We start from the raw sequence: 6,000 nt of genomic DNA, 5'->3' as shown, positions 1-6,000 counted from the left end.
TGGGGTGTGTGGGAGCCGGGCTTGCCCGCGATGCAGCCACCTCGGTGTGTCAGTCACACCGCGGTGGCTGCATCGCAGGCAAGCCAGCTCCCACACACCCCAGCTCCCACATTTTAGATCCGGTCTCTACAGCGACCGTGTCTTAACCGCCGAGGTACGCCTCGCGCACTTTCGGATCGGTCAGCAACTGCTCACCCGTGCCCTGCATCACCACCCGGCCGTTTTCCAGCACATAGGCACGGTCAGCGATTTTCAGCGCCTGGTTGGCGTTCTGCTCCACCAAAAACACCGTTACACCGTCCTTGCGCAGCTGTTCGATGATGTCGAAGATCTGCTGGATGATGATCGGGGCCAGTCCCAGGGACGGTTCGTCCAGCAGCAGCAGCTTGGGCTTGCTCATCAGCGCGCGGCCGATGGCGAGCATTTGCTGTTCGCCGCCGGACATGGTGCCGCCACGTTGGCTGAAGCGCTCCTTGAGCCGAGGGAACAGGTGCAGCACCTTGTCCATCTGCTCCTGGTAGTCGCCCTTGTCGGTGAAGAACCCACCCATGGCCAGGTTCTCTTCCACCGTCAGGCGCGAAAACACGCGGCGGCCTTCCGGCACGACCGCAATGCTCTTGCGCATGATTTCGGCGGAGTGCTTGCCGACCAGCTCCTCACCCATGTAGCGGATGCTGCCGCTGTGAGCCTGGGGCGAACCGCACAGCGTCATCAGCAAGGTCGACTTGCCAGCACCGTTGGCGCCGATCAGCGTGACGATCTCACCCTGGCGCACTTCCACGTTGACGCTGTGCAGGGCCTGGATCTTGCCGTAGAAAGTGGAAACGTTTTCGAATTGCAGCATTTTACGCTTCCCCCAGATAGGCTTTGATCACGTCAGGATTGTCGCGGATCTGCTCCGGCGTCCCGTCTGCCAGTGGCGTGCCCTGGTTGATCACCACGATGTGGTCGGAAATGCTCATGACCAGTTTCATGTCGTGTTCGATCAACAGCACCGTGGCGTTGTTTTCCTCACGCAACACGCTGATCAGTGCCTTGAGGTCTTCGGTTTCCTTGGGGTTCAGGCCGGCAGCCGGTTCGTCGAGCATGAGGATCCGCGGGCGGGTCATCATGCAGCGGGCGATTTCCAGGCGGCGTTGCTGACCATAGGCCAAGGTGCCAGCAGGGCGGTTGGCGAACTCAGTCAGGTTGACCTTGTCGAGCCAGTACTCTGCGTATTCCATGGCCTCGCGTTCGCTTTTGCGGAACGAAGGGGTCTTGAACAGGCCGGCGAAGAAGTTGGTGTTCAAGTGACGGTGCTGGGCGATCAGCAGGTTCTCGACCGCCGTCATGTCCTTGAACAACCGCACGTTCTGGAACGTACGCACCACGCCCTTGCGGGCGATCTCGTGACCGGCCAGGCCCTGGATCGGCTGGCCGTCCAGCAGGATGCTACCGCCGCTTGGCTTGTAGAAACCGGTGAGGCAGTTGAACACGGTGGTCTTGCCGGCGCCGTTAGGGCCGATCAAGGCAACCACTTGTTTTTCTTTCACGGTCAGGGCCACGCCATTGACCGCCAGCAAGCCGCCGAAGCGCATGCTCAAGTTTTCGACTTTCAGGATCTCGCGGCTCATTTGCGCAGCTCCATGTGTGGACGTTGCATGGGCAGCAGGCCTTGAGGGCGCCAGATCATCATCAGCACCATCATGGCGCCGAACATCAACATGCGGTATTCGCTGAACTCACGCATCATTTCTGGCAGCAGGATCATCACGATGGCCGCCAGGATCACGCCCAGCTGCGAGCCCATGCCACCCAGTACCACGATGGCGAGGATGATCGCCGATTCGATGAAGGTGAATGACTCCGGTGTCACCAGGCCTTGGCGAGCGGCGAAGAAGCTGCCGGCGAAACCGGCGAACGCGGCGCCCAGGGTGAACGCGGAGAGTTTGATGATGGTCGGGTTCAAGCCCAGGGCACGGCAGGCAATTTCATCTTCGCGCAACGCTTCCCACGCACGACCGATCGGCATGCGCAGCAGGCGGTTGATCACGAACAAGGCCGCCAGCGCCAGCAACAGCGCCACCAGGTACAGGAACACCACTTTGCTCACCGGGTTGTAGTCGATCCCGAAGTACTCGTGGAAGGTCTGCATGCCTTCAGCAGCGCTACGGTCGAACGACAGCCCGAAGAACGTTGGCTTGGGGATGCTACTGATACCGTTGGGGCCGCCAGTGATATCGGTGAGGTTACGCAGGAACAGTCGGATGATTTCACCGAAGCCCAGGGTCACGATCGCCAGATAGTCACCGCGCAAGCGCAGTACCGGGAAGCCCAGCAGGAAGCCGAACGTGGCCGCCGCCATGCCGGCCAGCGGCAGGCAGATCCAGAAGCTCCAGCCCAGGTAATGCGACAGCAGCGCGTAGGTGTAGGCACCCACCGCGTAGAAGCCCACATAACCCAGGTCAAGCAGCCCAGCCAGGCCCACCACGATGTTCAGGCCCAGGCCCAGCAACACGTAGATCAGGATCAGGGTGGCAATGTCGACTGCGCCGCGCGAGCCGAAGAACGGCCAGATCAACGCCGCGATGATCAACGCGATGATGATGTAGCGCTGGGTGCGCGGCAGGGTCAGGAATTGGCTGACCTTGGGCGATACCAACGGGCCACGGTTGCTCTTGAGCAAGGCATTGAACTGATCGCTGAACAACACGCGCAGGAACATCAGCACCGAACACAGGGCGATGACGGTCAGGGTCACGGGACCTGTGCCATGCACTTCAAGGTTGATGCCCACAATGCTCAGCTTGAGGCCGAGTACCGGGAAGGCCACTGCCCATACCAGCAAGGCGCTGAAAAACGCCGATTTAAGATATCTGCTCATACTTTCTCAACCTCCGGACGGCCCAGGATGCCGGTCGGACGGAACAACAGCACCAGAACCAACAGGCCGAACGCCACGACGTCCTTGTATTGGTCTCCGAAAATATCGGCGCCGAACGCTTCGGCCACACCCAGCACCAGGCCACCGAGCATCGCGCCCGGGATACTGCCGATGCCGCCCAATACCGCCGCGGTAAAGGCCTTGAGGCCTACCAGGAAGCCGGCGTTGGGGTTGATCACGCCGTACTGCATGCTCAGCAGCACTGCCGCGACGGCGGCCAGCGCAGCACCGATCACGAAGGTCAGGGCGATGATGTTATTGGTGTTGATGCCCAACAGGTTGGCCATCTTGATGTCTTCGGCGCAGGCCCGGCAGGCGCGCCCCAGACGGGAGCGGGAGATGAACAGCGTCAGGCCCAGCATCGCCACCAGGGTGACGACGAAAACGAGGACCTGCATGTACGAAATCAGCACTTCTTGTGCGCCACCTGGGCCGAAGGAGAAGCTCCCCGGAATCAGGTTGGGAATGGACTTGTCCTTGGAGTCCTGGGACAGCAATACAGTGTTCTGCAGGAAGATCGACATGCCGATGGCGGAAATCAGCGGGATCAAACGGTTGCTGCCACGCAAGGGGCGGTACGCAACGCGCTCGATACTGTAGCCATAGGCACTGGTCACGATGATCGATGCAAGGAACGCAGCAGTCATCAACAGCGGCAGGGAGTGGATACCCATCATGGCCAGCCCGGCAAGGGCGATGAAGGCCACGTAGGAGCCAATCATGTACACCTCGCCATGGGCGAAGTTAATCATTCCAATGATGCCGTAAACCATTGTGTAGCCAATGGCTATCAAGGCATAGGTGCTGCCAACGGTCATCCCGTTAACCAGCGTTTGGAAAAAATGATAGATCTCAGGCATTACAACGCTCCTAAAAACCCGATACGCATTTCACTGGTGGAGTCATGTTCCGGCCCTGTGCTGTGTTCTATGAGCACATTTGCACAAAGCGTTTGCCAGCGAACCGCTGGTGACGGTTTTAAGATTTTCAGGTGAGCCAGCGCCCGGATCGCGGGTGTCAGGCCCATAAACCTCGTAAAACAAAGCCCACTGCTCTCACAGTGGGCTTGTTGGACCAGTAACGCCTGGCTTACTGAGGGGAAACTTCGGTTTTTGGTTTACCGAAGTGCCATTCGTAGACCACGAACTTGAAGTCCTTCAGGTCGCCCTTGGCGTCGAAGCTCAGGTCGCCGGTTGGGGTCTTGAAGGTGCCTGCGTGGATGGCAGCAGCCACTTTGGCAGTGTCTTCGGACTTCGCGGCAGCGATACCGCCAGCGATGACTTCAACAGCCGAGTAGGCCGGGAACACGAACGGACCGGTTGGGTCCTGCTTGTTCTTGGTGAATTCTTCAACGATTGCCTTGTTGGCTGGATCGGTGTCGAACGACTTCGGCAGGGTGACCAGCAGGCCTTCGGAAGCGTTCTGGGCGATCTGCGAGATGGAGTCGTTGCCGACGCCTTCCGGGCCCATGAACTTGGCGTTCACGCCTTTTTCCTTGGCTTGGCGCAGGATCAGGCCCAGCTCCGGGTGGTAGCCGCCGTAGTAGACGAAGTCGACGTTGGCTTGCTTGAGCTTCTGGATGAGCGAGCCGAAGTCTTTGTCGCCCGCGTTGATGCCTTCGAAGAGGGCAACTTTCACGCCTTTCTTCTCAAGGGTCTGTTTAACGGCGGTGGCGATGCCTTCACCGTACTGCTGTTTGTCGTGGATGACCGCAACGACTTTTGGCTTCACGTGGTCGGCGATGTAGTTACCGGCTGCAGGGCCTTGGGCGCTGTCCAGGCCGATGGTGCGGAACACCAGTTTGTAACCACGGGAAGTGATTTCCGGGCTGGTGGCAGCCGGGGTAATCATGATGACGCCTTCGTCTTCATAGATATCCGACGCTGGCTGAGTGGAGCTGGAGCACAGGTGACCGACCACGAACTTGACGCCGTCGTTGACCACTTTGTTGGCGACGGCCACGGCTTGTTTAGGATCGCAAGCGTCGTCGTATTCCTTGGCTTCAAGCATCTTGCCATCTACGCCGCCTTTGGCGTTGATGTCGGCGATGGCTTGCTTGGCACCCATGAATTGCATGTCGCCGTATTGCGTCACAGGACCGGTTTTAGGGCCTGCGATGCCGATCTTGATGGTGTCGGCTGCGAACGAATGGCCGGCAACCCCAGCCAGGACCATAGCGGCAAACAGTTTGGAAATCTGCTTAGTAGCCTTATTCATAGTGCTCCACTCTTACTGTTGTATTTTTTATAGTTCTAGCGGCCTTGTGAGCTGCAGAACCGGATCAGATATCTCGGATATCCCCCCGGCAGTGCCCTGGCAACTGTACCGGTACAGTGTAGAGCGCCGGTTGATCGCTTGAAAAGCTGGCTGCTGGGGGCAAAACCCGGGGGTGTCGCTTTAATGAAAGAAAAAGACAGAATTGCGGCGGGGTGATGCCAGAGTTTCGGGCAATCCTTGGCTTTCCTGACACTTTCGTTCGATGACTCATTTGCAACTGGGTTTTTCTGCCTTGGGTTTTGCTGCAAGAGCCACGACGTTATGATTGCGCCGATTTTTTCCCAAGGTGAATTCCCATGACGCAAGAACCTAGCACCCTCTATGCCAAGCTGCTCGGTGAAACCGCCGAAATATCCTGGAAGGAGCTTGAGCCGTTCTTCGCCAAGGGTGCCCTATTGTGGGTCGACGCCGGCCTGGATTTGATCGAAGCCGCCGAGGGGATGGCCGAGGACAACCGCGACAAAGTCGCTGCGTGGCTGGCTTCCGGGAGCCTTGGCGAGGTGTCTGCGACGCGGGCATTGGACCTGGTGGAGCGCGATCCGAGCCTGTGGGCGGTGGTGGTTTCGCCGTGGATTCTGATCCAGGAAAGAGCAGCGTAAGAAAAGCCTGCACGAAAAAGGTGCGTCTTTTTTGCTGCCGTAAGTGTGTAGCGGAGTAACCGCTGAAGCGGTGATGGCATCTTGCCGTAGAGAAAGGTCACAGCCGAGGGTGACGTGCGCGTCACGGGAACAGTTGAAGCGGTGCTGGAATCGTCGAGGAATTGTTTCCAAGCGTGCCAGAGTTGTAGATATTTGTTGCTT

At 58.8% G+C, this 6,000-nt stretch carries 6 protein-coding genes; 1 reads left to right on the top strand and 5 read right to left on the bottom strand.

The features are described from left to right. Positions 1-142: 142 nt before the first annotated feature. From HX803_RS29815 to HX803_RS29795, 5 genes are all read right to left on the bottom strand, one after another. On the bottom strand, positions 143-844 hold the full coding sequence (locus HX803_RS29815; protein ID WP_065932826.1) for an ABC transporter ATP-binding protein: 702 nt from the start codon (positions 842-844) through the stop codon (positions 143-145). A gap of 1 nt (position 845) precedes the next feature. Then, the gene (gene livG / locus HX803_RS29810; RefSeq protein WP_178925704.1) at positions 846-1,613 is read right to left on the bottom strand and encodes a high-affinity branched-chain amino acid ABC transporter ATP-binding protein LivG; all 768 of its coding nucleotides are present in this window, start codon (positions 1,611-1,613) and stop codon (positions 846-848) included. Beyond that, positions 1,610-2,863: a high-affinity branched-chain amino acid ABC transporter permease LivM gene (locus tag HX803_RS29805; protein ID WP_058425230.1), complete on the bottom strand. Its 1,254-nt coding sequence runs from the start codon at positions 2,861-2,863 to the stop codon at positions 1,610-1,612. The genes livG and HX803_RS29805 overlap by 4 nt, the downstream gene beginning before the upstream one ends. Continuing rightward, the gene (gene livH / locus HX803_RS29800; RefSeq protein ID WP_025855194.1) at positions 2,860-3,783 is read right to left on the bottom strand and encodes a high-affinity branched-chain amino acid ABC transporter permease LivH; all 924 of its coding nucleotides are present in this window, start codon (positions 3,781-3,783) and stop codon (positions 2,860-2,862) included. Before livH ends, HX803_RS29805 begins: the two co-directional genes overlap by 4 nt. Positions 3,784-4,012: 229 nt before the next feature. Then, positions 4,013-5,140 (bottom strand): branched-chain amino acid ABC transporter substrate-binding protein, encoded by a 1,128-nt coding sequence (locus tag HX803_RS29795; RefSeq protein ID WP_058425228.1) that lies wholly within the window; start codon positions 5,138-5,140, stop codon positions 4,013-4,015. Between the two features lie 356 nt (positions 5,141-5,496). Between HX803_RS29795 and HX803_RS29790 the strand changes: the two genes are divergently transcribed. Continuing rightward, positions 5,497-5,799 carry a DUF2288 domain-containing protein gene (locus HX803_RS29790; RefSeq protein WP_017735930.1) on the top strand — a complete coding sequence of 101 codons (303 nt, stop codon included), beginning with the start codon at positions 5,497-5,499 and terminating at the stop codon, positions 5,797-5,799. The last annotated feature ends 201 nt before the right edge of the window (positions 5,800-6,000 follow it).

It is taken from the genome of Pseudomonas sp. P7548 (genome assembly GCF_013386585.1).
Lineage (GTDB): Bacteria > Pseudomonadota > Gammaproteobacteria > Pseudomonadales > Pseudomonadaceae > Aquipseudomonas.
Note: the sequence above shows the minus strand (reverse complement) of the source record. Positions and strands in the feature narration are given on the sequence as shown.